Source organism: Streptomyces sp. NPDC019396, assembly GCF_040632375.1.
GTDB lineage: Bacteria > Actinomycetota > Actinomycetes > Streptomycetales > Streptomycetaceae > Streptomyces.
In genome coordinates this window covers 258942-285304 of the sequence record NZ_JBEYBS010000007.1, presented here as the reverse complement: position 1 = coordinate 285304, position 26363 = coordinate 258942, and the positions used below count along the sequence as shown (strand labels likewise).

General features: G+C 68.2%; 24 protein-coding genes and 2 tRNA genes. 11 read left to right on the top strand and 15 right to left on the bottom strand.

Features of this window, described 5'->3' with window-relative positions:
* Positions 1 to 65: 65 nt before the first annotated feature.
* Positions 66 to 761, top strand: a complete 696-nt coding sequence (locus ABZ532_RS11200) for a DUF5324 family protein (RefSeq protein WP_361281083.1) — start codon at positions 66 to 68, stop codon at positions 759 to 761.
* Positions 762 to 816: 55 nt separating this feature from the next.
* Here the strand turns inward: ABZ532_RS11200 and ABZ532_RS11195 are convergent, their stop codons facing one another.
* A complete protein-coding gene (locus tag ABZ532_RS11195) occupies positions 817 to 1242 on the bottom strand; it encodes a DUF6344 domain-containing protein (protein ID WP_361281081.1) in 426 nt (141 codons plus the stop codon).
* Between the two features lie 358 nt (positions 1243 to 1600).
* Positions 1601 to 1673 (bottom strand) — tRNA-Ala (locus tag ABZ532_RS11190).
* A 141-nt stretch (positions 1674 to 1814) separates the two neighbouring features.
* On the opposite strand from ABZ532_RS11190, the gene ABZ532_RS11185 reads away from it, so the two are divergent.
* A complete protein-coding gene (locus ABZ532_RS11185; RefSeq protein ID WP_361281079.1) occupies positions 1815 to 2363 on the top strand; it encodes a DNA-binding protein in 549 nt (182 codons plus the stop codon).
* 77 nt (positions 2364 to 2440) lie between these two features.
* A complete protein-coding gene (locus ABZ532_RS11180; protein WP_361281076.1) occupies positions 2441 to 3835 on the top strand; it encodes a protein kinase in 1395 nt (464 codons plus the stop codon).
* 17 nt (positions 3836 to 3852) lie between these two features.
* On the opposite strand, the gene ABZ532_RS11175 is transcribed toward ABZ532_RS11180, so the two are convergent.
* The 13 genes from ABZ532_RS11175 to dnaA form a co-directional block, all read right to left on the bottom strand.
* Positions 3853 to 5151: a hypothetical protein gene (locus ABZ532_RS11175; RefSeq protein ID WP_361281074.1), complete on the bottom strand. Its 1299-nt coding sequence runs from the start codon at positions 5149 to 5151 to the stop codon at positions 3853 to 3855.
* Positions 5148 to 5948, bottom strand: a complete 801-nt coding sequence (locus tag ABZ532_RS11170; RefSeq protein WP_361281072.1) for a hypothetical protein — start codon at positions 5946 to 5948, stop codon at positions 5148 to 5150. The genes ABZ532_RS11175 and ABZ532_RS11170 overlap by 4 nt, the downstream gene beginning before the upstream one ends.
* 192 nt (positions 5949 to 6140) lie before the next feature.
* Positions 6141 to 6275, bottom strand: a complete 135-nt coding sequence (locus tag ABZ532_RS11165; protein ID WP_003958712.1) for a DLW-39 family protein — start codon at positions 6273 to 6275, stop codon at positions 6141 to 6143.
* Between the two features lie 251 nt (positions 6276 to 6526).
* Positions 6527 to 6940 carry a hypothetical protein gene (locus ABZ532_RS11160; protein ID WP_361281070.1) on the bottom strand — a complete coding sequence of 138 codons (414 nt, stop codon included), beginning with the start codon at positions 6938 to 6940 and terminating at the stop codon, positions 6527 to 6529.
* A gap of 272 nt (positions 6941 to 7212) precedes the next feature.
* Positions 7213 to 7289: transfer RNA gene (locus ABZ532_RS11155), tRNA-Ile, on the bottom strand.
* Positions 7290 to 7371: 82 nt separating this feature from the next.
* Positions 7372 to 8085, bottom strand: a complete 714-nt coding sequence (locus tag ABZ532_RS11150; RefSeq protein WP_361281068.1) for a DUF3566 domain-containing protein — start codon at positions 8083 to 8085, stop codon at positions 7372 to 7374.
* A gap of 3 nt (positions 8086 to 8088) precedes the next feature.
* Positions 8089 to 10623, bottom strand: a complete 2535-nt coding sequence (gene gyrA, locus ABZ532_RS11145; RefSeq protein ID WP_361281181.1) for a DNA gyrase subunit A — start codon at positions 10621 to 10623, stop codon at positions 8089 to 8091.
* 113 nt (positions 10624 to 10736) lie between these two features.
* The gene (gene gyrB / locus ABZ532_RS11140) at positions 10737 to 12806 is read right to left on the bottom strand and encodes a DNA topoisomerase (ATP-hydrolyzing) subunit B (protein WP_361281065.1); all 2070 of its coding nucleotides are present in this window, start codon (positions 12804 to 12806) and stop codon (positions 10737 to 10739) included.
* A 484-nt stretch (positions 12807 to 13290) separates the two neighbouring features.
* Positions 13291 to 13845, bottom strand: a complete 555-nt coding sequence (locus ABZ532_RS11135; protein WP_361281062.1) for a DciA family protein — start codon at positions 13843 to 13845, stop codon at positions 13291 to 13293.
* The gene (recF, locus tag ABZ532_RS11130; protein WP_361281060.1) at positions 13842 to 14963 is read right to left on the bottom strand and encodes a DNA replication/repair protein RecF; all 1122 of its coding nucleotides are present in this window, start codon (positions 14961 to 14963) and stop codon (positions 13842 to 13844) included. Before recF ends, ABZ532_RS11135 begins: the two co-directional genes overlap by 4 nt.
* Positions 14964 to 15040: 77 nt before the next feature.
* Positions 15041 to 15919 (bottom strand): phosphogluconate dehydrogenase (NAD(+)-dependent, decarboxylating), encoded by an 879-nt coding sequence (gnd, locus tag ABZ532_RS11125; RefSeq protein WP_361281057.1) that lies wholly within the window; start codon positions 15917 to 15919, stop codon positions 15041 to 15043.
* 144 nt (positions 15920 to 16063) lie between these two features.
* Entirely contained in the window at positions 16064 to 17194 is a 1131-nt protein-coding gene (dnaN, locus tag ABZ532_RS11120) for a DNA polymerase III subunit beta (protein WP_361281179.1), read from the bottom strand.
* Positions 17195 to 18168: 974 nt separating this feature from the next.
* Entirely contained in the window at positions 18169 to 19953 is a 1785-nt protein-coding gene (gene dnaA, locus ABZ532_RS11115) for a chromosomal replication initiator protein DnaA (RefSeq protein ID WP_361281056.1), read from the bottom strand.
* Positions 19954 to 20375: 422 nt separating this feature from the next.
* Between dnaA and rpmH the strand changes: the two genes are divergently transcribed.
* From rpmH to ABZ532_RS11075, 8 genes are all read left to right on the top strand, one after another.
* The gene (gene rpmH / locus ABZ532_RS11110) at positions 20376 to 20513 is read left to right on the top strand and encodes a 50S ribosomal protein L34 (protein WP_006348049.1); all 138 of its coding nucleotides are present in this window, start codon (positions 20376 to 20378) and stop codon (positions 20511 to 20513) included.
* Between the two features lie 18 nt (positions 20514 to 20531).
* Positions 20532 to 20903: a ribonuclease P protein component gene (gene rnpA / locus ABZ532_RS11105; RefSeq protein ID WP_361281055.1), complete on the top strand. Its 372-nt coding sequence runs from the start codon at positions 20532 to 20534 to the stop codon at positions 20901 to 20903.
* A complete protein-coding gene (gene yidD, locus ABZ532_RS11100; protein ID WP_361281054.1) occupies positions 20900 to 21226 on the top strand; it encodes a membrane protein insertion efficiency factor YidD in 327 nt (108 codons plus the stop codon). Before rnpA ends, yidD begins: the two co-directional genes overlap by 4 nt.
* A 3-nt stretch (positions 21227 to 21229) precedes the next feature.
* Complete coding sequence (gene yidC, locus ABZ532_RS11095; RefSeq protein WP_361281053.1) at positions 21230 to 22477, top strand: membrane protein insertase YidC; 1248 nt, start codon at positions 21230 to 21232, stop codon at positions 22475 to 22477.
* Positions 22478 to 22491: 14 nt separating this feature from the next.
* Positions 22492 to 23004, top strand: coding sequence for a R3H domain-containing nucleic acid-binding protein (locus tag ABZ532_RS11090; protein WP_361281052.1), 513 nt, complete (start codon positions 22492 to 22494; stop codon positions 23002 to 23004).
* A 104-nt stretch (positions 23005 to 23108) separates the two neighbouring features.
* Positions 23109 to 23825 (top strand): 16S rRNA (guanine(527)-N(7))-methyltransferase RsmG, encoded by a 717-nt coding sequence (rsmG, locus tag ABZ532_RS11085; RefSeq protein ID WP_361281051.1) that lies wholly within the window; start codon positions 23109 to 23111, stop codon positions 23823 to 23825.
* A gap of 263 nt (positions 23826 to 24088) precedes the next feature.
* Positions 24089 to 25168, top strand: coding sequence for a ParA family protein (locus tag ABZ532_RS11080; RefSeq protein ID WP_361281177.1), 1080 nt, complete (start codon positions 24089 to 24091; stop codon positions 25166 to 25168).
* The gene (locus ABZ532_RS11075) at positions 25165 to 26178 is read left to right on the top strand and encodes a ParB/RepB/Spo0J family partition protein (RefSeq protein ID WP_361281050.1); all 1014 of its coding nucleotides are present in this window, start codon (positions 25165 to 25167) and stop codon (positions 26176 to 26178) included. Before ABZ532_RS11080 ends, ABZ532_RS11075 begins: the two co-directional genes overlap by 4 nt.
* The last annotated feature ends 185 nt before the right edge of the window (positions 26179 to 26363 follow it).

Sequence of the window (26363 nt, the reverse complement as noted above, 5' to 3'; positions counted from 1 at the left end):
CTGTGCCCCGCCAGGGACACCAAACCCCTCAACCTGCCACGACCGCCACCGAGGAGGAGGATCCCGTGACCCGCATGGAAAGCGTGCGTGCCGCGACCGATACGGCCAAGGAAGGCGTGCTGCACGCCGCGGAAGTGGTGGCGCCCTACGCCGAAACGGCGAAGGACCAGGCCGCGCAGTACGCGCATGAGGCCCGCGTCTATCTCGCCCCCAGGGTCTCCCGTGCCACCCAGCAGGCCCGTCAGCAGTGCCGCACCCAGTACAAGGCCCATGTGGCCCCGCATGTGCCGCCGAAGGTCGACATCGCCGCTCACCGGGCCGCCGTCATGACCCGGAGTGCCGCGCGTCAGGCGGCGGACTACACGAAGCCCCGACTCGAGCACGCCGTAGCGGTGGCCCAGCCCGTGGGGCAGGAGGCCGCGGCCCGATCCACAGCTGCCCTGGCCGCGCTGCGCGGTCAGGTGTCGGCGAAAGAAGTCCGGAAGCTGGTGAGGAAGCACGAGCGGCGCGCGAAGGCGGGCCGTGTGGCCAAGGGCGTGGGTCTGCTCAGCGTGGTGGCCCTGGGGCTCTTTGCCGCCTGGAAGTGGTGGGACAAGCAGGCCAACCCGGACTGGCTGGTCGAGCCGCCGGCTCCCACCGAGGTCTCGGCCGACTCCGGCGCGTCCTTCACCTCGGGCGACAGGAGCGACAAGGCGGCGCTGGATCCCGAGGTCCAGGCCAAGGAGGCGGACTCCGAGTCGGACGGCGATGACCGTCGCTGACTCCGGCTGACGCCGAGGTCATGGGCGCCGGGAAGGCGGAGTGCTTCCCGGCGCCTCATGCCGCCGGGGTGGCGACCGTCGCGCCGGGCTCCGGCAGTGGGCCCTGGAGCAGCGCCAGACCGTCCGGCACCTCGGGGAGATAACGCACCGACGGTGAGGTGCCATGGGCCTCTGCCCCGATGCGCTGTTTGATCGTCGGCGGCAGCGACCGGTCCCGTGGTGCCCGTTGTGATGCCGCCCCCTGCCTTGGTACGCGCCCCGCGCCGGGGATCTGTGGCTCGTATGTCTGTCGCTCCTGTCGCGTCCTTCGCGTCTTGCGCGTCCTGCGCGGACTGACGCGCTCCTCCGTCTCCAACGGCACCGGCAGTGCGGGCCGCTTGCGGGAGGCGGAGGCGGAGCCGGTCAGCCCCAGAGAGGCGAACAGCGCGGCAAACAGGGAGATGAGAGCGGTCCACAGACTTGTGACCTTGACGGCGGCCATGACCCCTCGCTTTCGGGATAGGGCGTTTTACATACCTTCCTCATGATGTGGATGCATCTCGAGAAGTCGGGGATCTACGCCACGAGTCGAGCGATCTTCAGATGAACACCACCCGTCCGGCCTACGCTCCCCCGCAGCCACCGCTCGGCCGAGCGTCCCGGCGAGCCCTTCCCAGGCCCCGCGAGCCCCTTGCCCCCGCTGGCGAATACGGCTCTTAACACCCCCGCACCACGGGCGCAACCCGGAACGGAGACGGCGTGCTGCTCCGAACGCGGCACAGGCGGCGCAGGGGCGCACGAGGACGCGCAAAAGCCCCTCCGGCTTGTGTTTCCACAAGTCAGAGGGGCTTTTCATCCGGTGGAGCCTAGGGGAGTCGAACCCCTGACATCTGCCATGCAAAGACAGCGCTCTACCAACTGAGCTAAGGCCCCGGAACAGGGAACAGAGTACCGGGTCACCCCCCTGATCCTGCAAAAGGATTGGGACTCCCGGTATCCGACCACTCTCCGTAGGATGCTCGTCAGGTTCGCGGCAGCGAAGCCGACGCATGGGGAAGCGATGGGGAGACGCACATGGATGCAGCACAGCAGGACACGACCGCGAGAGCGAGAGAGCTTCAGCGCAGTTGGTACGGAGAGTCCCTGGGGGCGCTCTTCCGCAGGCTGATAGACGATCTGGGGCTCAACCAGGCGCGGCTCGCGGCAGTGCTCGGGCTGTCGGCACCGATGCTCTCCCAGCTGATGAGCGGGCAGCGGGCCAAGATCGGCAACCCTGCGGTGGTCCAGCGCGTCCAGGCCCTTCAGGAACTGGCCGGGCAGGTGGCAGACGGCAGCATCAGTGCCGCCGAGGCCACGGCCCGGATGGACGAGATCAAGAAGTCGCAGGGCGGGTCCGTGCTCACCAGCACCGGGCAGACCACGACCAGCTCCGGAGCGCCGACCGTGCGCCGGGTGGTCCGGGAGATCCAGTCGCTGCTGCGCTCGGTGGCGGCGGCCGGGGACATCATCGACGCGGCGGACACCCTCGCAGCGACGCACCCCGAGCTGGCAGAGTTCCTCAGGGTGTACGGCGCGGGGCGTACGGCCGACGCGGTCGCCCACTACGAGTCGCACCAGAGCTGAGGACGAGGTCCGGGGGCTCCGAAGCCCCCGGGCAGGGCACGGCATCGGAACAGGGAACCGGGGGCGGGCGCGGCGCAATGGGTGAGGTCTTCGCTGGTCGGTACGAGCTGATCGACCCGATCGGCCGTGGTGGGGTCGGCGCGGTCTGGCGCGCCTGGGACCAACGGCGGCGGCGCTACGTGGCCGCGAAGGTCCTCCAGCAGAGCGACGCCCACACACTGCTGCGCTTCGTGCGTGAGCAGGCACTGCGCATCGACCATCCCCATGTCCTGGCCCCGGCGAGCTGGGCCGCGGACGACGACAAGGTGCTGTTCACCATGGATCTGGTGAGCGGCGGTTCGCTGGCGCACCTGATCGGGGACTACGGCCCGCTGCCACCGCGCTTCGTGTGCACCCTGCTCGACCAGTTGTTGTCCGGGCTCGCGGCGGTGCACGCCGAGGGGGTCGTGCACCGCGACATCAAGCCGGCCAACATCCTGCTGGAAGCCACCGGCACCGGACGGCCGCACCTGCGGCTGTCCGACTTCGGTATCTCCATGCGCAAGGGCGAGCCCCGGCTGACCGAGACGAGTTATGTCGTGGGGACGCCCGGCTATCTCGCCCCCGAGCAGATGCTGGGTGCCGAGCCGGACTTCCCCGCCGACCTCTTCGCGGTCGGCCTTGTCGCCCTCTATCTGCTCCACGGCCAGAAGCCCGACTCCCGCGCCCTGGTCGAACACTTCGCCGCACACGGCACTCCGGGCGCTCCCCAGGGCATCCCCGAGCCGCTGTGGCAGGTACTCGCCAGTCTGCTCCAGCCGGACCCGCAGACGCGGTTCCGTACGGCCACGGGGGCGCGCAAGGCGCTGGCCTCCGCTGTGGAGCTGCTGCCCGAGCAGCGAACGGACGACGAACCGGTCGAGGTCTTCGACCAGATCGGGTCGCTGCCCAGCGGCTTCGGCCCCGAAGGCCCCGAGCGGCCCGCACGCCCTGAGCGGTCTGAGCGGTCCGCGCCCTCGACTGCGCCCATGGCTCCGTCCGCTCCCTCGGCTCCCGCCGAGGGCCAGGCTCCCGCGGTCGACCCGTCGCACACCGGTTCCGCGATGACCGGTTCCGCGGCTGCGCCCGCTCCGCAGTACGCGACCGGGCAGCAGCAGCCCATCGGTCACGGCCCGCGCACACCGCTGCCACCACCGTCGGCGCCACCCATGCCCGCACCCTCCGAGACGGGTTCCTTCCATCTCGCGCCGCCGCCCGCGCAGCAGACGGCGCAGACCGTGCCGGTGACCTACGGACAGACTCCGACGCGCCCCTACACCGCCGAGGCCCCGCGTCCGCCCGCGCCCATGCCCGCCTCCCCGCCCTCACCCGTGGAGAGCCGCGAGCCCTCCCCGCACGTGCGCCCGGGACCGCCCCCGAAGGTGGCGATCCCGGTGCTGCTGGTGGCGCTGGTCTGCTTCGCCGTGGGCATCTGGGCACTCACCCAGGTGTGACGCCCGCCGTCCGGTCCTCAGGCTGCCGATCGTTGCCTCCGTGCGAGGACCGTCCAACCTCCGAGAACCAGCAGCAGCACGGTCCCGGCCCCGATGCCGGCCACCGCGACGAGCTTCATCGAGTCGCTTCTGGCCGCCCCGGGGCCGCTGACCCCGTCGGCCACCGCGTCCCGGTCGTCGTCGGTGACGGCGAAGATCCCGGGCTGTCCGTCGTAGCCGGGACCCTGCTTCGCCTTCCGCGTCACATTCACCCGCAGCGTCAGTGGCACGGCCTTGTCGCCGTACTTCTCCGCGAGTGCCGGGCTGAGCGCCGCCGACACGTAGTACCAGCCGGCGAAACGCATACCGCTCGCGCTCGCGTTGCTGTCGAAACGGTTCTCGTAGGCCACCGGAGGCAGTGACTTCAGCCCCAGCGACGAGGGCTTGCCGTCGTACGGCCCCGACTCCTGGAGCACGTAGCCGCGGGCGGGATTGTGCAGTGCCACCACCAGGGCGTTGCTGACATAGTCGGTGCTCGCCGTGCTCGAGCCCAGGTCGGCGGCGACGAAGAGCTGCTGACCCCAGTCGACCGGCACCCGGAAGTAGCGTGTCTGCCCGGGCTTGATGTCGTCGCGCCACTCGCCCTGCCCGATGCTCATGGCGTCGTTGAAACCGGTGCCGCCCGCCCGCTTCTGCGGGCCGCCCGCGGGCGGCCCGGGGGAGGCCGATGGCCAGTCCTCGGGGGCTGCGGTGGGCCCTGCGGCCTTGAGTGGGGGCTCCTCGTCGTAGCGGATCTCCAGTTCCCAGTCGTCCGGTGTGGACGTCGGTTTCGTGGTCCGCTCGACGAGCACGTAGTACGCGCCGCGCTCCTGGCAGTTGGTGCTGTCCGGCTCGATCATCCGATGCGCGTACGCGGCGATCGGGCGGGTGAAGGTGCCCCCCTCGAAGGACGCGTCCTGCGTGCTGCACTGGGTGTCCGTACCGCTCCTGAGGCTCACGGTGATGCCGTCGCCGTACTCCACCTTGCCGCCCGCCCTGGGTACGGCGACCACCGAGACATAGGCGTTCGTCCTGGCGTCGAGATCGAGGCGGTAGTAGAGCTTGCCGTCCTTCTTGATGCGATCCCGGTAGACGGAACCGGGCGTGAGCCGCTGGGCGTTGCTGTTGACGGTGGCGCCACGGACCGGCTTGGCCTTGCTGTCGAAGGAGTACGAGCCGGGCGCGCCCGCCGCCTGCGCCGTACCGCCCGGCAGCGCCATCACGGCGCACAACGCCGCGCACCACGCTGCCGTCGTCCTGCCCCGGCTGTGGCCCCGGCCCCTGCCGCGCTGCCTCATCGCGCCCTCCCCCATGTCGTGTCCGTGCGGCTGTTCCCGCCCCGCGCCGCCCGTGTGCGTACGAGAGCGGAAACGATCCCGGCGATCAGGACGGCCGCACCACCCGCGACCATCGCGGTCATGGTGCCGGTCCATCCTGCCCCGCCCGTCCCGGCGCCGTCCGCGCGGGTGGCCGGCTTCATCACCGCCACCGGCGCGCCGTACTGCGGCCCCGACTTCGCCTCGCCGAGCACTGCCACGCGCAGCACCACACCGACCTGCGGGTTCTCCGCGATCTCGGCGGCCCTGGAGCCGAGTGTGGCGGCGATGTAATAGGCGCCGTCCTGGTGCACGGGAATGACATCGGGGTGGTGCTCATAGCGGTTGGTCCAGGAGACCGGGACCGTGCCCATCTTCAGCGCGGCCGGCCGCCCGTCGTAGACCGTCCGCTGCCCGAACTCGGTGCTGCCGCCGCCCACCGGCGCCCGCGCCGGAGTGAACACGTCCGTGGCACCGTACGACCAGTTCCCCGAGGCTCCCGAAGTTCCCGGAGCTCTCTCGACAGTGGGCTCGTTCGCGAACTCCACGTCGTAGCGCAGCTGCTGACCCCAGCCGACGGGGACCTTGTACCAGCGTGTCTGCGAAGGCAGTATCCGGTCGCGCCACACGCCCTGGCCGATCTCCCTGGCGTCGTTGAACCCCGTGCCGCCCGCAACGTCCTCCGGGTCGCCCAGCGGCATGACCGCGCTCTTGTCGCCCTTGCCGTAGTCCGGTTGCGACTCGGCCGGTGTGCGTACGGCCCAGCGCCTGGAACGCATCTGCCGTTCCCCCTCCACGCAGACATCAACTTTGCATGCGCAAGCTATTCATTCGCGAAGGTGAATACAAGACCACAGCGTCACGATCCGGCAACAGAGCGCGCATCCCACCCCCGGGCCCCGCACCGGAAACAGCGCGGAGCCCCGGCCGTTCAGCGGCCGGGGCTCCGTCACTTCGTTCTTGTCTGGGGCTCACACACCCGAACCTGCGGGCACGGAGTCGGTCGCCTCCGTCCACAGATCCTGCTCGGCGCGATCCGCCTGGATCTGGCGGTACACGAGGAGCCCGCCGATGGCGGCCAGTGCGACCAGGAGAAGCTTCTTCACCGCGCGACCTCGTCTTTCCTTGACGTATGAGGACCTCTGGCGCCCGACTATACACACCGACCGATACCGTTCGGTGACCTGAGTCCGCACCGGCTCCCGGCCAGCGAGCCGCCAATTCCGCGCCGGGAACGAGCAGTCGACCCGGCCGACCCGTGGACGGCGAAAGCGGCAGGGGCCGCCGGAAAGCCGACGGACGGGCCACTGCACCGGGCACGGGCGTGGGTCGGCATCCGCGCGGACAGGCAGGCGCGCTACTTCGTCAACTGGTCCGTCAGGTCCTGGACGAGGCGCCAGTCACCGCCGTCCCGTTCGAAGACGAAACGGTGGGACCCCGCATAGGGCGTGTCCGGAATCAGCTTCCTGCCGTACGTGTCGGAGGTGTACGGAGTGGTGATCTCATCGACGTTCACAATGAATTGGCCGCCCTTTCTCTTCACCTGGTGCACGACGGCTCTGGCATCGGCCTGATTCCAGACCCTGCCGGCCGCCGGGGCGTATTTACGCCACGACGCCCCGGGCGCATCGGCGCGCCGCTGGAAGACCTCCTCGGCAGCCTGCTCGAGAGACTTCTTTTCCGCCTCCCGCTCGGCCGCCGCGGCCTGGCTCTTCACCACCAGCCCGCCGGGCACCGCCACCAGCACCGCCGCAGCCGCGGCCAACCCCACCTTGTGCTTCCTCCGCACGTTGCTCCCCACCCCAGATGCATCGACATATCGATGCATCAACCTGCCAGGAGAGTAACAACGATCAAACTCCCACCTGGACAATTCCGCAGGTAGGGGGCTTGATGAGGCGAGCCCGGCTATCTGAGGTCACATGAGGTCGGCGTAGCGGCTTTGGAGTCGGGCGTCCTGTGGACCTGCGGATCCGCTCACCGACTGACGTCAGCAGGAGATGTCAAAGGCCCCCAACCAAGATCGGTTGGGGGCCTTTGCACTGGTGGGGCTAACAGGATTTGAACCTGTGGCCTCATCCTTATCAGGGATGCGCTCTAACCAACTGAGCTATAGCCCCGCCGCGCTGCGCGCTGACTCCTGAAGGTTAGCGCACGGGGGGGGCAGTCCCAAAATCGGTTACCTACCCCCCGGACCCTCTGCTACTCGTCCTCCGCAAGCGTGAGCTCGATGCCGCCCACGAACCCGGCCGAGATGTTGTAGATGAAGGCTCCCAGCGTCGCCAGGGCTGTGGCGAGCACCACATCGATGACCGCGATCACCGAGGTGAAGACCAGTACGCGCGGCAGCGACAGGAACGCCTCGAGGTCGAAACCGCCGCTCTCCCCGGCATCGCTGACCGTGGTCGCCTCGGTGATCGTGCCTCCGACCTCCGAGAAGACACCCATGGCGTCCATGACCATCCACAGCACTGCGGAAGCGACGATCGTGCAGATGCCGATGGCGATGGAGAGCAGGAAGCTCACCTTCATCACGGACCACGGGTCGGCCTTGGCCACGCGCAGCCGTGCCTTGCGCGTCCTCGGCTGAATGGTCGCTCCCGTACGCGGGCGGCGTACCGCGCCCGTGTTCCCGCCCGAGGCGGTTGGCTGCCCGGCCGCCGTGGCCGGCTGCCGCCCGTCCTCGGTACCCGCTTCACCCTGAGGCGAGGGGTACGCCTGGGGTGGGTGGTATGGCTGCGTTCCCTGCTGCTGCACCGGCTGCTCCTGCTCCCCGCCATCGCTCTCGTACGGGGGCTTCGGCCCCCCGGTGTCCGTCACGGTAACCCCCCGGGGGCCGCCCGCGGAGCCGGGGGCGCCGTTCGGTCCGGCGGCCCCGGCAGCGGCAGCCGAACCGGCGCCCTCGGCTCCACTCACGTCCTACTCCTCGTGCTCGCCGGCCGCGTCGGCCACCACGGCAGCGTCCTCGACCTCGTCAGCGCCGTCAGCGGCATCGACTTCCTCGGCCTCGCGCCCCGCCTCGGCGTTACGCGCGATACCGACCACGGCGTCCCGCTTGCCCAGGTTGATCAGCTGGACGCCCATGGTGTCACGGCCCGTCTCCCTGACTTCGTTGACTCGCGTACGAATCACACCGCCGGACAACGTGATGGCGAGGATCTCGTCGGTCTCCTCGACCACCAGCGCACCCACGAGCGAACCGCGGTCCTCCACGATCTTGGCGGCCTTGATGCCGAGGCCACCCCGGCCCTGGACGCGGTACTCGTCGACGGCGGTCCGCTTCGCGTATCCGCCGTCGGTGGCGGTGAACACGAACGTACCGGGCCGGACCACGTTCATCGAGAGCAGCTCGTCACCTTCGCGGAAGCTCATGCCCTTCACACCGGAGGTAGCCCGGCCCATCGGCCTGAGGGCGTCGTCGGTGGCGGTGAACCGGATCGACTGCGCCTTCTTGCTGATCAGCAGCAGATCGTCCTCGGCCGACACGAGTTCGGCACCGATCAGCTCATCGTCGCTGCCGTCCTCCGTCTCCCGGAGGTTGATCGCGATGACTCCGCCGGAACGCGGGGAGTCGTAGTCCTTAAGCGGGGTCTTCTTCACCAGACCCCCCTTGGTTGCGAGCACCAGGTAAGGCACGGCCTCGTAGTCGCGGATCGCGAGGATCTCGGCGATCTGCTCGTCCGGCTGGAAGGCCAGCAGGTTGGCGACATGCTGCCCTCGGGCGTCGCGGCCGGCATCCGGCAGCTCGTATGCCTTGGCCCGGTAGACCCGGCCCTTGTTGGTGAAGAACAGCAGCCAGTGGTGCGTGGTGGAGACGAAGAAGTGGTCGACGATGTCGTCTTCCTTCAGCTTCGTGCCGCGTACACCCTTGCCGCCGCGCTTCTGAGAGCGGTAGTCGTCGGTCTTGGTGCGCTTCACATAACCGCCACGCGAGATCGTGACGACGATGTCCTCCTCGGCGATCAGGTCCTCGATGGACATGTCACCGTCGAAGGGCACCAGCTTGGAGCGCCGGTCGTCGCCGAACTTGTCGACCAGGGTGGCGAGTTCATCGCTGACGATCGCGCGCTGCTTCTCCGGCGAGGCGAGGATCGCGTTGTACTCGTTGATCTTCGCCTGGAGCTCGTCGTGCTCCTGCACGATCTTCTGCCGCTCCAGGGCGGCCAGCCTGCGAAGCTGCATCTCCAGGATCGCGTTGGCCTGGATCTCGTCGATCTCCAGCAGGCCCATCAGGCCCTCGCGAGCGACATCGACCGTGTCGCTGCGCCGGATGAGCGCGATGACCTCGTCGATCGCGTCGAGCGCCTTGAGCAGACCGCGCAGGATATGGGCCCGCTCCTCGGCCTTGCGCAGCCGGAACTTCGTCCTGCGGACGATGACCTCGATCTGGTGCGTCACCCAGTGGCGGATGAACGCGTCCAGCGACAGGGTGCGCGGCACACCGTCGACCAGCGCCAGCATGTTGGCGCCGAAGTTGGTCTGGAGGTCCGTGTGCTTGTAGAGGTTGTTGAGGACGACCTTGGCGACGGCGTCCCGCTTGAGCACGATGACCAGCCGCTGGCCGGTGCGGGACGAGGTCTCGTCGCGGACATCGGCGATGCCGCCGACCTTGCCGTCCTTCACCAGGTCGGCGATCTTCTGCGCGAGGTTGTCCGGGTTGACCTGGTACGGCAGCTCCGTGACCACCAGGCACTGGCGGTTCTGGATCTCCTCGACCTCGACCACCGCGCGCATCGTGATGGAACCGCGGCCGGTGCGGTACGCCTCCTCGATGCCCTTGCGGCCCACGACCAGCGCGCCGGTCGGGAAGTCAGGGCCCTTGATCCGCTCGATCAGCGCGTCGAGGAGCTCCTCGTGGCTGGCCTCCGGGTGCTCCAGCGCCCACTGGGCACCGGCCGCGACCTCGCGCAGATTGTGCGGCGGGATATTGGTGGCCATACCGACGGCGATACCCGCGCTGCCGTTGACCAGCAGGTTCGGGAAGCGGGCCGGCAGGACCGTCGGCTCCTGGTTACGGCCGTCGTAGTTGTCCTGGAAGTCGACGGTCTCCTCGTCGATGTCCCGGAGCATCTCCATCGACAGCGGCGCCATCTTGCACTCGGTGTAGCGCATGGCGGCGGCCGGGTCGTTGCCCGGGGAGCCGAAGTTGCCGTTGGAGTCGACGAGCGGCAGACGCATCGACCACGGCTGCGCGAGACGGACGAGCGCGTCGTAGATGGAGGAGTCGCCGTGCGGGTGGTACGTACCCATGACGTCACCGACGACACGGGCGCACTTGTAGAAGCCCTTCTCGGGCCGGTAACCGCCGTCGTACATCGCGTACAGCACACGGCGGTGCACGGGCTTGAGGCCGTCCCGTACGTCCGGGAGCGCACGCGAGACGATGACGGACATCGCGTAGTCCAGGTAGGAACGCTGCATCTCCGTCTCGAGCCCGACGGGCTCGATCCGCATCGGCGGGCCTTCCACCTGGGCTTCGGCGGCTTGGTTGTCTGCGGCGGTGGCAGGGGTCTTCTCGTCGGCCATTGCTGGTCTTCAGTCCTTTCGAGCGGTCAGCTGAGACCGACTCAGATGTCGAGGAAGCGGACGTCCTTGGCGTTGCGCTGGATGAAGGAGCGCCGTGCCTCGACGTCCTCGCCCATCAGTACCGAGAACAGGTCGTCCGCCTGTGCCGCGTCGTCCAGGGTGACCTGGCCGAGGACACGGTGCTCGACGTCCATCGTGGTGATGCGCAGCTCCTCGGCGTTCATCTCACCGAGCCCCTTGAAGCGCTGGATCGAGTCTTCCTTGATCCGCTTGCCCTGCTGCTTGCCCAGCTCGACGAGCGCGTCCCGCTCCCGGTCCGAGTACGCGTACTCGAAGTCGTCCCGGCCCCACTTGATCTTGTAGAGCGGCGGGCGGGACAGGTACACGTGGCCTGCCTCGACCAGCGGCCGCATGAAGCGGAAGAGGAAAGTCAGCAGCAGGGTGTTGATGTGCTGGCCGTCGACGTCGGCGTCCGCCATCAGGATGATCTTGTGATAGCGGAGCTTCTCGATGTCGAAGTCCTCGTGGATACCGGTGCCGAAGGCCGAGATGAGGGCCTGGACCTCGGTGTTCTGGAGGATCTTGTCGACCCGGGCCTTCTCGACGTTCAGGATCTTGCCGCGGATGGGCAGGATCGCCTGGTACATCGGGTTCCGGCCGGACTTGGCCGAGCCGCCGGCGGAGTCACCCTCGACGATGAAGATCTCGCACTTGATGGGGTCGCTGGACTGGCAGTCGGACAGCTTGCCCGGCAGCGAGGCACTCTCCAGCAGGCCCTTGCGGCGGGTGAGGTCGCGGGCCTTGCGTGCGGCCACGCGGGCCGTGGCGGCCTGGATGCCCTTGCGGACGATGTCCGAGGCCTCGTTGGGGTTGCGGTCGAACCAGTCGGTGAGGTGCTCGTGGATGATCTTCTGGACGAAGGTCTTGGCCTCGGTGTTGCCCAGCTTGGTCTTGGTCTGGCCCTCGAACTGGGGCTCGCCGAGCTTGACCGAGATGATCGCGGTCAGACCCTCGCGGATGTCCTCACCCGTGAGGTTGTCGTCCTTCTCCCGCAGCAGCTTCTTGTCGCGTGCGTAGCGGTTGACCAGGCCCGTCAGCGCGGAGCGGAAGCCCTCCTCGTGGGTACCGCCCTCGTGGGTGTGGATGGTGTTCGCGAACGAGTACACACCCTCGCTGTACTGCGAGTTCCACTGCATCGCGACCTCGACGGAGAGCAGCCGATCCTTGTCCTCCGCCTCGATGTCGATGACCGTGGGGTGGATCAGCTCCCCCTTGCGGGAGTTGAGGTACTTCACGAAGTCGACGATGCCGCCCTCGTAGTGGTACGTGACGGTGCGGGCCTTCGGCTCCTCCGCGGCCTCGGCATCGGGGTCGTCGGCGCCGACCGTCGCCTTCGCCGACTCACGCTCGTCCGTCAGAGTCAGGGTGAGGCCCTTGTTCAGGAAGGCCATCTCCTGGAAGCGGCGCGAGAGCGTCTCGAACGAGTACTCGGTGGTCTCGAAGATGTCCCCGTCGGCCCAGAAGGTGACCGTCGTGCCGGAGTCCTCGACCGCTTCGTGCTTCGCCAGCGGCGCGGTGGGCACGCCCAGCTTGTAGTCCTGGGTCCAGCGGAAGCCGTCGCGCTTGATATCGACCGACACCTTGGTCGACAGCGCGTTCACCACGGACACGCCCACGCCGTGGAGACCGCCGGAGACGGCGTAGCCGCCACCGCCGAACTTTCCGCCGGCGTGCAGCACGGTGAGCACGACCTCGACGGCGGGCTTCTTCTCCACCGGGTGCATGTCCACGGGGATGCCACGGCCGTCGTCGACCACGCGCACACCGCCGTCGGCGAGGATCGTGACGTCGATCCTGCTCGCGTGGCCCGCCAGGGCCTCGTCGACGGAGTTGTCGACGACTTCCTGGACAAGGTGGTGGAGTCCACGCTCACCGGTCGAGCCGATGTACATGCCAGGCCGCTTGCGAACCGCGTCCAAGCCCTCGAGGACGGTGATCGCGCTGGCGTCGTACGACGAGGATGCCTCGCCGTTCCCGCCGGCAGCTGTGGACGGAAGGTTCTCGTTGGGGTTGCCGGAATCGGCCACGAAGCGCCCTTTCTGGCACAGCACGAGCCGTTCTCCGGGCTTTCGGGAGCGGCTGCGTCGTTCGGCATTAATCGACTGTCCCGCCTACACGGCGGGATTACCGACCAGTCTACCGGTATCGCCGACATGAATGGGGGTTTGCGGGTACCTGAGTCCGCATGTGCCGCCCTCAACGGGCGCCGACCGACTCCCCATATCCAGGAAGGGGCTCCAGGAGGCTCACACGGGCGTTGAGCGCTTCGGCCTGTCAACCCGTGGCTACGGTGAGGGACACCTCATGTGCCTCGCACGTTTCAGGTGGCCTGTCCGTCTCCGGGAAGTCCGTGAAACCCAGCCCGCCTCGGGACCCCCCGACGGCGCCAGGGAAGCCTGAGACGGACATCCCGGACGCCGGCAACAGGGCGCTGCGCACCGCGAAACCGCCCGAGCCGCGGTTGCCGGCAGGTACGCGGGATGCACGCACCGGGATGGGGGCACACCGAGAACCAGCACCGCGCGGCGCGCGGTCTCAGCCGTAGGTGTCGCCCGGCCCCGTACTTCCCGGCGCCCTCAGCGCCCCATAGCGGCGGGCAGGGCCGCCGGGGCCAAGTACCTTGATCAGACGGACCGTGCCCTGGCCCAGGTCCTCGTTCAGGCGGGCGACCAGCCGGGGCGCCAGCAGCCGCAGCTGCGTCGCCCACGCCGTCGAGTCGCACTGCACCGTCAGCACCCGCTGGTCCGGGTCCTCGTCGTACCGCAGCGGCACGCAGTGCTTCGCCAGGTCCTCGCCCACGATCTGCGGCCAGCGGCCCATCACCCCGCCCACCGCCGCGGGCGTCTCCCAGCCCCGCTCGGTGATCAGCCGGTTGATCGCGGCGCCCAGCGGCAGCGGGTCCCGGCCGTCCGCGCGGGCTCCGGAACGCAGGCCGCCACCCCGCCTGGCCTGCCGTTTCTCCTGGGCCGCCGCACCCCGTGCCCGGGCCTGTTCCTTGGCCGCGCGCAGCGCCACCCGTGCCAGGTCCACACCCGACAGCTCGGACCCTCCAGCAGCCCCGGGCACTCCCGGCGCCTCGTGCTCGCTCATACGCGCTCCACCGCGCCGTCCGCCACTACATAGCGCGCCCCGGACAGCACCCCGGGCACATCGTCTTCCACCGCCGCCGTCACCAGGACCTGCTCTCCGGGCGCGACCAGCTCCGCCAGCCGCTCGCGTCGGCGGGCGTCGAGTTCGGCGAAGACGTCGTCGAGCACCAGCACCGGCTCGTTGCCCTCCGCCCGCAGCAGGTCGTACGAGGCCAGCCGCAGCGCCAGCGCATACGACCAGGACTCACCGTGGCTCGCGTACCCCTTCGCCGGCAGCTCGCCCAGCTTGAGCAGCAGCTCGTCGCGGTGCGGCCCGACGAGCGTGACACCCCGATCGACCTCCTGCTTGCGCACCTCGCCGAGCGCGGCGCGCAGCTGCTCGTACAGCTCCTCACGGCCGTGCACTCCACTGCCCGCCGAGCCGCGGTACTCCAGTGCCACCGGCCCGCCCCCCGGGGCGAGCTGCTCATACGCCTTGTCCGCGAGAGGCCGGAGAGTCGCGATCAGATCCAGCCGCTGGGCCAGCAGCTCCGCCCCGGCCCTCGCCAGATGCTGGTCCCACACGTCAAGGGTGGACAGATCGGCCCCGCGCCCACCGTGGCGCCGCGCCATCGCGGCCGTCTTCAGCAGGGTGTTGCGCTGCTTGAGCACCCGCTCGTAGTCCGAGCGCACCCCCGCCATCCGCGGCGACCGCGCGGTGATCAGCTCGTCCAGGAAACGCCGCCGCTCTCCCGGGTCGCCCTTCACCAGCGCGAGGTCTTCCGGCGCGAAGAGGACGGTGCGCACGATCCCGAGCACATCACGTGGTCTGACCTGGGAGGACCGATTGATCCTGGCGCGGTTCGCCCTGCCGGGATTCAGCTCCAGCTCGACCAGCTGGGAACGCTCGCCCTGGGTGACCGCAGCGCGGATGACCGCGCGGTCCGCCCCCACTCGTACCAGCGGTGCGTCGGACGCGACCCGGTGGCTGCCGAGGGTGGCGAGATAGCCGACCGCTTCGACCAGATTGGTCTTGCCCTGCCCGTTGGCGCCGACGAAGGCGGTGACGCCCGGGTCGAGGGGGACCTCGACCCGGGCATACGAGCGGAAGTCGGCCAGCGACAGATGCGTGACGTGCATGTGGTGCGCCGACCTCCCCCGGCTCCTGCTCCGTGCTCATCTACAGGCCGTGCGCAGAACCGCACACAGCCTGTGGATTACTTCTTGACCTCGACCGCGTGCCCGCCGAACTGGTTCCGCAGGGCGGCGATCATCTTCATCTGCGGCGAGTCCTCCTGGCGGGACGCGAACCGCGCGAACAGCGACGCCGTGATCGCGGGCAGAGGCACCGCGTGGTCGATGGCGGCTTCCACAGTCCACCGGCCCTCACCGGAGTCCTGTGCGTAACCGCGGAGGCCGTCCAGGTGCTCGTCCTCGTCCAGCGCGTTGACCGCCAGGTCGAGCAGCCAGGAGCGGATGACCGTGCCCTCCTGCCAGGAGCGGAAGACCTCACGGACGTCCGTGACCGAGTCGACCTTCTCCAGCAGCTCCCAGCCCTCGGCGTAGGCCTGCATCATGGCGTACTCGATGCCGTTGTGGACCATCTTGGCGAAGTGGCCGGCGCCCACCTTGCCCGCGTGCACCGCTCCGAAGTCACCCTCGGGCTTCAGCGCGTCGAAGATCGGCTGGACCTTGGCGACATGCTCCTCGCTGCCGCCGTACATCAGCGCATAGCCGTTCTCCAGGCCCCAGACACCGCCCGAGACGCCGCAGTCGACGAAGCCTATGCCCTTGATGCCCAGCTCGACCGCGTGCCGCTCGTCGTCCGTCCAGCGGGAGTTGCCGCCGTCCACGACGACATCACCGGGCGACAGCAGCCCCGCCAGCTCGTCGATGACGGCCTGGGTCGTGTGCCCCGCGGGCACCATCACCCATACGACCCGGGGACCCTCGAGCTTGGCCACCAGCTCCTCGAGGCTGTGGACATCGGCGAGATCCGGATCGCGGTCATAACCGATCACGGTGTGGCCTGCGCGGCGGATCCGCTCGCGCATGTTGCCGCCCATCTTGCCGAGGCCGACGAGACCGAGCTCCATCAGTGATTCCTTCAGGTCGTGTGCAGTTCTGTACCCGCGTCCGAGCCTACGCCCGGACGCGGGTGCACACCTGTGGGGTCAGACGCTCGTACGAGGGGCCCCAGGAGTCGGCATCTTCCGGCAAACCGCGCAGGTCAGCCGTGATCAGCCGCTGAGCCGCACCGGCATGATCAGGTACTTGTACGCCTCGTCCGCCTCCGCGTCCACGCCCGGCTTACCGCTGAGCAGGGCAGGCTTGGTGGAGGTGGTGAAGGAGAGCTGGGCGACCGGGGAGTCGATCGCGCTCAGTCCGTCCAGCAGGAAGTTCGGGTTGAAGGCGATCGAGATGTCATCGCCGTCCAGCCGGGCGTCCACACGCTCCACAGCCTGTGCGTCGTCGCTGGAACCGGCCTCCAGGATCAGCACGCCCTGCTCGAAGCTGAGCCGCACCGGGGTGTTGCGCTCGGCCACCAGCGCCACACGCTTGACCGCCTCGACGAAGGGAGCGGTCTCGATCACCGCGACGGAGTTGAACTCCGTCGGGAAGAGCGTCCGGTACTTCGGCAGGTCGCCCTCGAGCAGCCGGGTGGTGGTACGGCGCCCGGCGCCCTCGAAACCGATCAGGCCCTCGCCGGCACCGGAGCCGGACAGGGCCAGAGTGACGGTGTCACCACTCGTCAGAGCCTTGGCGGTGTCCAGCAGCGTCTTGGCAGGCACCAGCGCCACGGCAGAGGCATCGGGGGACTCGGGCTTCCACAGGAACTCACGGACCGCGAAGCGGTAACGGTCGGTGGACGCCAGTGTGACGGTGTCTCCCTCGATCTCGATCCGCACACCCGTCAGCACCGGCAGGGTGTCGTCGCGCCCGGCGGCGATGGCGACCTGGGCAGCGGCGGAGGCGAAGACCTCGCCGGGGACCGTGCCGGTCGCGGTCGGCATCTGCGGCAGCGCCGGGTACTCCTCCACGGGCAGGGTGTGGAGGGTGAAGCGGGACGAACCGCAGACCACCGTCGCCCGTACACCGTCTGTGGAAATCTCGACAGGGCGGTTGGGGAGAGCGCGGCAGATGTCGGCGAGGAGCCGGCCGGAGACGAGGACCGTCCCGTCCTCCTCGACCTCGGCCTCGACGGAGACCTTCGCGGAGACCTCGTAGTCGAAGCTGGAGAAGCTGAGCGCGCCGTCCTCCGCCTTCAGAAGAAGGCCCGCGAGAACGGGCGCCGGCGGACGGGCAGGGAGGCTCCGGGCCACCCACGCCACCGCCTCCGCGAGTACATCGCGCTCCACCCGGATCTTCACCGGAACCGCCTCCTGCTGTTGCTCGCTCGCCCTGCTGGTCTTCGTGGTCGGCATGGTCGCCGGCCGGGGAGCCGGGTTGCTGCCGGGGACCAGTCTGACGCACCGCACCGACACTCGGTGCGGCTCGTGGTCAAGTCGAGACAAGCGATGGCCAGAGGTCCGGCGCCGAGTTGTGCACAGCACCCACTTCGAAGCGAATTCCGGGCTAACTCTAAGTGGGAGTAGTAGTAGGGCCTGTGGAAACCGTGGATAACCCCGTCTGCCCAGGTCAGGCCCAGAATTTTGTCCACCGGCCCTGTGGGTGCAGCCCGTGGACAACCGGGGTCGTCTGTGGACGCGCGAAAGTTCTGCACACCCGATACACAGGCCATGGGGAGTTCTCCCCAGCGATGTCCCCAGCTTTACCCGGGTTCCCCACAGCCCAACCCGGCAGCTTGGTGTGACGCCTTTCACTCGGTCCGGTGAGCTCGGGCGTTTCGTTGCCGAACAGTGGACAGGGCTGTGCACAAGTTGTGGGCAACCCGGCCCAGCCTGTGGGCGGGGTGGGGACAAGCGAGACCGAGGTCTGTGGACGTCTGGGTAATCCACAGTCTGTGGACGCCACTTGGCCACAATTCCACAACCAGCTGACCTGGTGTGATGGAGTGTCGGCCATCTCGGCTGTGGACACAATCTGGACAACTTGGGAGTCCCCAGCCTGTGGACGGTGGATCTTCGCAACTCCTGTGGAGAACTGGGCTGCACCGTTGCGTATTCGAACAGCGCCTGGTCGCGCCGAGCGCTCTGGAGCACCCGGTCAGGTTCCCGTCCGGACCGGCGGAGCCCATTACTGGCCCTACCCGGTCCCCATTCCTGGCCCCACCCCGGTCCCCGGTCCTGCCCCGGGAACGCCGAAGGGCGCCCCGGGACGGATCCCGGGGCGCCCTCGATCGCCCGTGTGCGCCCGCCCTCCGAGCGGCGGTGCGGTGGCGCTGTCAGCCGTTCTTGATGCGGTTGGTGAGCTCAGTGACCTGGTTGTAGATCGAGCGCCGTTCCGCCATCAGCGCGCGGATCTTACGGTCCGCGTGCATCACCGTGGTGTGGTCCCGCCCGCCGAACTGCGCCCCGATCTTCGGCAGCGACAGATCCGTGAGCTCGCGGCACAGATACATCGCGATCTGGCGTGCCGTGACCAGTACCCGGCTTCGCGAGGAGCCGCACAGGTCCTCCACCGTCAGCCCGAAGTAGTCGGCGGTCGCCGCCATGATCGCGCTCGCGGTGATCTCCGGTGCCGAGTCCTCACCGCCCGGGATGAGGTCCTTGAGGACGATCTCGGTGAGCCCGAGATCGACCGGCTGCCGGTTGAGGCTCGCGAAGGCCGTCACCCGGATCAGTGCGCCCTCCAGCTCACGGATGTTGCGTGAGATCCGGGACGCGATGAACTCCAGCACCTCCGGTGGCGCGTTGAGCTGCTCCTGGACGGCCTTCTTGCGGAGGATCGCGATCCGCGTCTCCAGCTCCGGAGGCTGCACATCGGTCGTCAGACCCCACTCGAAGCGGTTGCGCAGCCGGTCCTCGAGGGTCACCAGCTGCTTGGGTGGCCGGTCCGACGACAGCACGATCTGCTTGTTCGCGTTGTGGAGCGTGTTGAAGGTGTGGAAGAACTCCTCCTGCGTCGACTCCTTGCTCGCGAGGAACTGGATGTCGTCGACCAGCAGGATGTCCACATCGCGATAGCGCTTGCGGAAGGCGTCGCCCTTGCCGTCGCGGATGGAGTTGATGAACTCGTTGGTGAACTCCTCGGAGCTCACGTACCGCACACGCGTGCCCGGGTACAGGCTCCGCGCGTAGTGCCCGATGGCATGGAGCAGATGGGTCTTGCCGAGACCTGATTCCCCGTAGATGAACAGGGGGTTGTACGCCTTCGCTGGCGCCTCGGCCACCGCGACGGCCGCGGCGTGCGCGAACCGGTTGGAGGCGCCGATGACGAAGGTGTCGAAGAGGTACTTCGGGTTCAGCCGTGCGTGCGGCTCGCCGGGGCCGGGCGCCGGGGCCGGCTGGGCGCCCAGCGGTCCGGGCGCGCCGCTGCCGGGCACACCGGTGCCGGGCATTCCCGCGATCCCGGTCCCGCCCGGGCCACCGTGTCTGGGGGACGAAGCCTCCGGCCGCTCGCGGTGCTCCCCGCGCGGCTGGTCATAGGGGCCGCGGTCGGACACCGGAGAGCGGTAGTCGTGCCGCTGCTGCTGGGTGTGGGGCGCGGCGTACGGCTCGCGCCACTGCTCCGCCGGAGCCTCGCGGTCCTGGAAGGCGCCGAGCCGCGGCTGCTGCCAGGACAGGTCCTCCTGACTGCGCGGCCAGGCTCCGGTCTCGGGGCGCTGCTGATACTCGGGGTAGGCGGGGCGGACGGTCGGCAGGCCGTCGTCGGGCCCTGGCCGGTGCCCGTAGTCCTCGTACCGGTGCTGCGGGAGGGGAGGACCTGGGGGGGCCGGCGGGCTCGCGGGTTCGGCCACCGAGTCGTCCACGGTGATCGCGATACGGATCGGGCGGCCGCACTCACGGCTGAGGGTGTCGCTGATCAGGGGAGCCAGCCGGCCCTCCAGGACCCGCTTGCCCCATTCATTGGGGACGGCCAGGAGTGCGGTGTCGGCCACCAGCGCGAGTGGCTGGCAGCGCTCGACCCACTGCTTGTCCTTGGGCTCGATGGACTGTTGGCCGTCACCGAGGAGTTGGTCCAGCACTCGTGGCCACACTGCGGCAAGATCGGCAGGTACGTCAGCCACAAGGCACGCTCTCTCACAGGTCCCACGATTGTGCGCTTCTCGGGACGGGTCGGTCAGGTCCGGCAGGCGGTAAGGATGGGAAGGACGGGCACGAAAGGATTTCGAGTCCAGTCACGGTAGTCAGGCGCCCCCGCGCGTTCAAGTTGTTGTCCACAGCCTGTGTACAGCCAGTCTGCCAGTCTGCGTACCGCCCGCCGCGCGATGACCCTGGTTTGACCGAATGGCGTAGTCGCGCGTACCGTGACCAGGTCGAGTTGTCGATGGCTGCTGCCGCCTGCCTCCGATGGGCAAAAGTCACGATCAGTAGATCATGATCGATGATTGTGAAGCGGTGCACTCGGGCGTATTGCGAGCTACTCGTGGGCGCACGGTGACAGCCAGGCGATGCCCCGCCATTACCCGATTCTTACTGGAGCCCCCGAGTGAGCAAGCGCACCTTCCAGCCGAACAACCGTCGTCGCGCGAAGACCCACGGCTTCCGGCTGCGGATGCGGACCCGTGCCGGCCGCGCGATTCTCGCGTCCCGCCGCAGCAAGGGTCGCGCCAGCCTGTCCGCCTGATCGCTTACAGGTCATGACGTGCTGCCTACCGAGAATCGGCTGAGGCGGCGCGAGGACTTCGCGATCGCGGTACGGCGAGGACGCCGGGCAGGACGCCCGCTACTCGTCGTCCATCTACGCAGCGGTGCAACGGACCCGCACGCGCCTGGGGAGAGCGCTCCCCTGACGCGTGCGGGTTTCGTCGTGAGCAAGGCAGTGGGTGGTGCGGTCATACGCAACCAGGTGAAGCGGAGACTGCGCCATCTGATACGCGAACGACTCGCCGTGCTGCCCCCCGGTAGCCTGGTGGTCGTACGGGCGCTGCCCGGAGCGGGCGACGCCGATCATGCACAGCTGGCCCGAGACCTGGACGCCGCTCTTCAGCGGCTGCTGGGAGGGGGCGCGCGATGAAGTACCCGCTGCTGGCTCTGATCAAGCTTTACCAGTGGACGATCAGCCCGCTGCTCGGGCCTGTCTGCCGGTACTACCCGTCGTGTTCTCACTACGGATACACAGCTATAGACCGGCATGGCGCGGTGAAGGGCACAGCCCTCACCGCCTGGCGCATCCTGCGGTGCAATCCGTGGTCGCCCGGCGGCGTGGACCATGTCCCTCCAAGAAAACGACCTCGTTGGCACGAGCTGCTGCGCGACTACCTGCGCAGCGGCAAGGGCGGGCAACCCCCTGAGACCAGCCCGGCCGCAGAGACCTCGCCCAATGCTCAAGGAGCCTGATTAGTGGACACGATTGCCAGTCTCTTCAGCTTTATCACCACACCCGTCTCCTGGATCATCGTCCAGTTCCACTCGTTGTACGGGGCGGTCTTCGGCCCGGACACGGGCTGGGCATGGGGATTGTCCATCGTGTCCCTGGTGGTGCTGATCCGTATCTGCCTGATCCCGCTCTTTGTGAAGCAGATCAAGTCGATGCGGAACATGCAGGCGCTCCAGCCGAAGATGAAGGCGATCCAGGAGCGCTACAAGAACGACCGACAGCGTCAGTCCGAAGAGATGATGAAGCTGTACAAGGAGACGGGCACCAATCCGCTCTCCTCGTGCCTGCCCATCCTGGCGCAGTCCCCGTTCTTCTTCGCCCTGTACCACGTGCTCAGCAACATCGCCTCGGGCAAGACCATCGGCGTCCTCAACCAGACGCTGGTGGACAGCGCGCGGCAGGCCGAGATCTTCGGTGCTCCGATCGCCGCGAAGTTCACCGACTCCGAGGAGAAGGTCGCTGCGCTCCATGCCTCGTTGACCGATGTCCGCGTGGTCACCGCGATCATGATCATTCTGATGTCGGCGTCGCAGTTCTACACGCAGCGCCAGCTGATGCAGAAGAACGTCGACCTCTCGGTCAAGACGCCGTACATGCAGCAGCAGAAGATGCTGATGTACATCTTCCCCCTGATCTTCGCCGTCATGGGCATCAACTTCCCGGTCGGTGTCCTCGTCTACTGGCTGACCACCAACGTGTGGACCATGGGCCAGCAGATGTACGTGATCAACCAGAACCCGACCCCGGGCTCGAAGGCTCAGGACAGCTACCTCCAGCGTCTGCTGAAGAGCGTCGGCGCCCATGGCGAGGTGCGTGGCCGCCGCAGGCGCAACATCGTGCAGGCCATCGTGGCCAAGGGCCCGGACCGCAATGAGAACGAGCGTCGGTTCATCGCGGGCCTGGCCAAGGCGGGTTACACCGCCCAGGCCGACGGCACCGTGGTCAAGGGAGGCGACACCGTCGCCTCCGAGGCCGAGAGCGCTTCCGGCGCCCGGCGTCAGCAGCCCAAGCGTCAGAGCAAGTCCCAGCGCCAGTCCGGTGCTGCCACCGCGCAGGCCACGGACACGAAGCCGTCGCTGGAAAAGCAGGACGGGTCGCCGAGTGACGCCAAGCCCGAGGGCAAGGCCGCTTCTGCTTCTTCCGCCCGCCAAGCCAAGTCCGGACAGCGCAAGGGCCAGCAGCGGCCCAAGCACCCGTCGTCCAAGAAGTAAGAAGGAGTCCATCCGTGACGGAAGGCACCACCTCCTCTGCCGCCGAGGGTGGCGACACCCTGACCCGCCTGGAGCAGGAGGGGGAGATCGCCGCTGACTACCTTGAGGGCCTCCTCGATATCGCCGATCTTGACGGTGACATCGACATGGACGTCGAGGCGGACCGGGCCGCGGTCTCCATCATCAGTGAAGCGGGCAGCCGTGATCTCCAGAAGCTCGTGGGCCGGGACGGCGAGGTGCTGGAGGCGCTCCAGGAGCTGACCCGACTGGCGGTCAACCGGGAGACCGGGGATCGCAGCAGGCTGATGCTGGACATCGCCGGCTTCCGTGCCCAGAAGCGTTCCGAGCTTGCCGAGCTCGGTGCAAAGGCGGCGGATGAGGTCAAGAGCAGCGGTGAGCCGGTGAAGCTCGAGCCCATGACTCCGTTCGAGCGCAAGGTCGTGCACGACGCGGTGGCCGCAGCCGGTCTGCGCAGTGAGTCCGAGGGCGAGGAGCCTCAGCGCTTCGTCGTCGTACTCCCTGCCTGACCTCCCTGCTCCGTCGGCCCCGTCTGTTCGCAGACGGGGCCGAATTTTGTCAGCCTGTAACTCAGCACCACTGCGCGGTTGCGCGGCACGGAAGGACGGTTCCGGTGACGGAGGCATCAGAGCTTCCCCAGGCACCTGAAGAGGCGAGGGCGGTATTCGGTGAGTTCTTCCCCGAGGCCGTCCGCTACGCAGAGCTGCTCGCAGATGCGGGGGTCAAGCGCGGCCTGATCGGTCCACGCGAAGTGCCGCGGCTGTGGGAGCGGCACCTTTTGAACTGCGCCGTGCTGTCCGAGGTGGTTCCTGAGGGGGTCACCGTCTGTGACGTTGGCTCCGGGGCCGGTCTGCCCGGTATCCCGCTGGCTCTTGTGCGGCCTGACCTCAAGATCACACTCCTGGAGCCGCTGCTGCGGCGCACCACCTTCCTCCAGGAGGTGGTGGAGCTGCTGGGTCTTGACCATGTGACAGTGGCGCGCGGCCGGGCGGAGGAGATGCTCGGCACGCTGCCGCCTGTTCATGTGGTCACGGCACGTGCGGTGGCTCCGCTGGACCGGCTCGCGGGGTGGGGGGTTCCTCTGCTCCGGCCTTATGGGGAGATGCTCGCCCTCAAGGGCGACACCGCGGAGGAGGAGATCAGCGGCGCCCGCGCGGCCCTCACCAAACTCGGTGTGGTGGAGACCTCTATCCTCCATGTCGGGGAGGGTGTGGTGGATCCGCTGTCCACCGTGGTGAGGGTCGAGGTCGGAGAAAGCCCTGGTGGGGTCCGGTTCGCCGCCAAGCGGGCCAAGGCTGCCCGGGCCGGACGCGTCCGCCGCCGCCGCTGATCCTCGCGTCTGCCGTCGATCCGGGCGTTTGCTTCCGCCTGGATCCCCTTACGTACGCATTTCGGAGTGTCGTAACGGTGTGACCCTGTGGCGCGGGCATCGTGTTTCACGTGAAACGTCGCTCACTGCTCCAGGGAATCATCAGCCGCGGTCGTGCCGCTACGCCGCGCGACCGCAAGCCCCTCCTTAGGGTCACGGGCTTGTCCACAGAGGTGGAATTCTCCACAGATCCACCGAGCGCGCTGGTTCGCGACCCCGAAACCATGGCAGGCTCTGCACATTGCGAGCCTGAAGTCGAGGAGAGTGAATCCTTGCGGTCCGACGCCAACATCGCGGGACCGATGACCGATCCGGTCCCTGGTCCCCGTACCGAGTCGGCGGGGGAGGATGTTTCACGTGAAACACCGCCGCCGATGGACGACACCCCCATTGGTCGTGCCGCCCAACTGGCGGTGGAGGCTCTGGGGCGTGCCGGTGAGGGTCTTCCCCGACCTGAGCAGACACGCGTCATTGTGGTCGCCAACCAGAAGGGAGGCGTCGGTAAGACCACCACAACCGTCAATCTTGCGGCGTCGCTCGCGCTGCATGGCGCCCGGGTTCTGGTGATTGATCTGGATCCGCAGGGAAATGCCTCGACGGCCCTGGGGATCGATCATCACGCCGAAGTTCCCTCGATCTATGACGTCCTGGTCGAGAGCAAGCCCCTCTCCGATGTGGTCCAGCCGGTCCCGGACGTCGAAGGTCTCTTCTGTGCCCCCGCCACGATCGATCTCGCCGGTGCTGAGATCGAGCTGGTATCCCTGGTGGCCCGGGAGAGCCGGCTTCAGCGCGCGATCCAGGCCTATGAGCAGCCCCTGGACTACATCCTCATCGACTGTCCTCCATCACTGGGACTGCTGACCGTGAACGCCCTGGTGGCGGGTGCGGAAGTGCTGATCCCTATCCAGTGCGAGTACTACGCGCTGGAGGGGCTCGGTCAACTCCTCCGCAATGTCGACCTGGTGCGCGGCCACCTCAATCCGGCCTTGCATGTGTCCACGATCCTGCTCACGATGTATGACGGCCGGACAAGACTGGCCTCGCAGGTGGCGGAGGAGGTACGCACTCACTTCGGTGATGAGGTGCTCCGCACGAGCATCCCGCGGTCGGTGCGTATCTCGGAGGCGCCCAGCTATGGGCAGACGGTCCTCACCTATGACCCCGGGTCCAGCGGCTCGCTGTCGTATCTCGAGGCGGCGCGCGAGATCGCCCTGCGGGGCGTCGGAATCCACTATGACGGCCGGTCCGCGCATGTGGTCAGCCAGAACAACCAGCAGCAAAGCGTGTCGGAGGAGATCCAGTGAGCGAGCGACGTAGAGGGCTTGGGCGTGGGCTCAATGCGCTGATCCCAGCCGCTCACTCCCCGTCCGCGGGACTCCTGCCTCCCGAGCAGCGCACTGCCGAGCCCGAGCCCGAGGCACTGCCCGAGACCGCCTCGCCCGCGGTGGCGCATTTCGCCGAGCTGCCGCTGGACGCCATCACGCCCAATCCCCAGCAGCCGCGCGAGGTCTTCGACGAGGACGCGCTCGCTGAACTGGTCACGTCCATCCAGGAAGTCGGCCTCCTTCAGCCCGTGGTCGTACGGCAGCTGGGCACGGATCGCTATGAGCTCATCATGGGTGAGCGCCGCTGGCGGGCCTGCCGGGAAGCGGGCTGGGAGCGCATTCCTGCGATTGTCAGGGCCACGGAGGACGAGAAGCTCCTGCTGGACGCTCTTCTGGAGAACCTTCACCGGTCTCAGCTGAACCCGTTGGAGGAGGCGCACGCCTATGAGCAGTTGATCAAGGATTTCAACTGCACGCATGATCAGCTAGCCGACCGGATCGGTCGTTCTCGTCCGCAGGTGTCCAACACCCTGCGTCTGCTCCGCCTTTCTCCCCCGGTCCAGCGCCGTGTGGCTGCTGGTGTGCTCTCCGCCGGGCACGCCCGGGCACTGCTGTCGGTGGAGGACTCCGAGGAGCAGGACCGACTGGCGCATCGCATCGTGGCCGAAGGGCTGTCGGTGCGAGCCGTCGAGGAAATCGTGACCCTGATGGGCTCGCGCCCCTCGAGCACCCCGAAGGCCAAGGGCGGCCCTCGGGCGGGCAGCAGGGTCTCCCCGGCACTCAGCGATCTGGCCACGCGCCTGTCGGATCGCTTCGAGACCCGGGTCAAGGTGGACCTCGGTCAGAAGAAGGGAAAGATCGTCGTCGAGTTCGCCTCGATGGAGGATCTCGAACGGATTCTGGGCACCCTTGCCCCGGGCGAGGGGCGCGTCATGGAGAAGAGCCTCGCGAGCCTTACGGATGAGGCTGGGGAAGACGGCGAGGCATAGCCTCCACTCAGTCCCCAGGGCGGATCGTGTCCGGCAGTCGGCGGAACACGGTCCGCCCTTTGCCGTCTCACGGTAGGCGTGTCCTCGCTGGGTGGATACGATGCGTTCTGGTATGGCGCATCCACCTTTACCCAACTCAGAGGAAGGCGAGCGATGCGATCGCTTAGCCGTAGCCAGCTAGTGAC

What these genes read in the sequence shown, in the direction of transcription:
- recF (WP_361281060.1), bottom strand. Translation starts at nt 14,963, where the DNA reads ATGCACGTCACGCATCTGTCGCTGGCCGACTTCCGCTCGTATGCCCGG.
- gyrA (WP_361281181.1), bottom strand. Translation starts at nt 10,623, where the DNA reads ATGCGGATCGAGCCCGTCGGGCTCGAGACGGAGATGCAGCGTTCCTAC.
- ABZ532_RS11195 (WP_361281081.1), bottom strand. Translation starts at nt 1,242, where the DNA reads ATGGCCGCCGTCAAGGTCACAAGTCTGTGGACCGCTCTCATCTCCCTG.
- ABZ532_RS11185 (WP_361281079.1), top strand. Translation starts at nt 1,815, where the DNA reads ATGGATGCAGCACAGCAGGACACGACCGCGAGAGCGAGAGAGCTTCAG.
- ABZ532_RS11080 (WP_361281177.1), top strand. Translation starts at nt 24,089, where the DNA reads ATGGCAGGCTCTGCACATTGCGAGCCTGAAGTCGAGGAGAGTGAATCC.
- gnd (WP_361281057.1), bottom strand. Translation starts at nt 15,919, where the DNA reads ATGGAGCTCGGTCTCGTCGGCCTCGGCAAGATGGGCGGCAACATGCGC.
- ABZ532_RS11170 (WP_361281072.1), bottom strand. Translation starts at nt 5,948, where the DNA reads ATGCGTTCCAGGCGCTGGGCCGTACGCACACCGGCCGAGTCGCAACCG.
- ABZ532_RS11135 (WP_361281062.1), bottom strand. Translation starts at nt 13,845, where the DNA reads ATGAGCGAGCACGAGGCGCCGGGAGTGCCCGGGGCTGCTGGAGGGTCC.
- ABZ532_RS11175 (WP_361281074.1), bottom strand. Translation starts at nt 5,151, where the DNA reads ATGAGGCAGCGCGGCAGGGGCCGGGGCCACAGCCGGGGCAGGACGACG.
- ABZ532_RS11180 (WP_361281076.1), top strand. Translation starts at nt 2,441, where the DNA reads ATGGGTGAGGTCTTCGCTGGTCGGTACGAGCTGATCGACCCGATCGGC.
- yidD (WP_361281054.1), top strand. Translation starts at nt 20,900, where the DNA reads ATGAAGTACCCGCTGCTGGCTCTGATCAAGCTTTACCAGTGGACGATC.